The sequence below is a fragment of the Streptomyces griseoloalbus genome (assembly GCA_014650015.1).
Classification (GTDB): Bacteria; Actinomycetota; Actinomycetes; order Streptomycetales; family Streptomycetaceae; genus Streptomyces; species Streptomyces griseoloalbus.
The window spans coordinates 1-587 of record BMUD01000138.1; the positions used below are offsets into that span (position 1 = coordinate 1).

Here is a 587-nt window from a genome sequence, read left to right on the forward strand (position 1 = left end):
AACTCATATCAAGCTGCTGCATCCCGAAGTGATGTCGTATCTGACTTTTCATGCCTATAAATGGATCCTGCCGGATCACATCATCGATCTCTTGCTGACTATAGATCATGAGGAGTTGCGTCAGGACTTGGAGAACATAATCAGGTATGGCTTGGGCAAATACCAGCATTTGAAAGCGACAGGGGAACTGTTTGCTGCCATACGTCATAGCATCATCCTTCTTGCAGAGGTGGGTAACATGGAATCTTTCCGTCTTCTGATGGATGTATTGAAGTTTGAAAGTGATTTCTTAGATCAGTTGAGCTGGCTGGCGACCAATTATCTCTTTGCCCCAACCCTCTACAAGTTGAATCCGGATCCTTTCTCTGAATTCACGAAATTCCTGAAAACGCCAAAGCTTGACCATTACTGCCGCATGAACGTTTATGAATATGTGGAGTTTTATGTTGAAAAGAATCCTGCCTTGAAGGAACAGGCGACAGCGTGGGTAAAGGACATGCTCGTCTTCTATGATGGCAGATTGGAAACCGCTGACTGTTGTGATGGTTACGTGGTGGCTGCGGCCATTGATTTAGCTTGCAGCTTAG

2 protein-coding genes are annotated in these 587 nt (G+C 45.3%); one reads left to right on the plus strand and one right to left on the minus strand.

Annotation, left to right across the window (positions count from 1 at the left end):
- Nucleotides 1-208, minus strand: a 208-nt coding sequence (locus tag IE178_RS36555) for a hypothetical protein (protein ID WP_318280435.1), incomplete at its 3' end; no start/stop codon positions are given.
- 30 nt (nt 209-238) lie between these two features.
- Between IE178_RS36555 and IE178_RS36560 the strand changes: the two genes are divergently transcribed.
- Nucleotides 239-587, plus strand: a 349-nt coding sequence (locus tag IE178_RS36560; RefSeq protein ID WP_318280436.1) for a hypothetical protein, incomplete at its 3' end; no start/stop codon positions are given.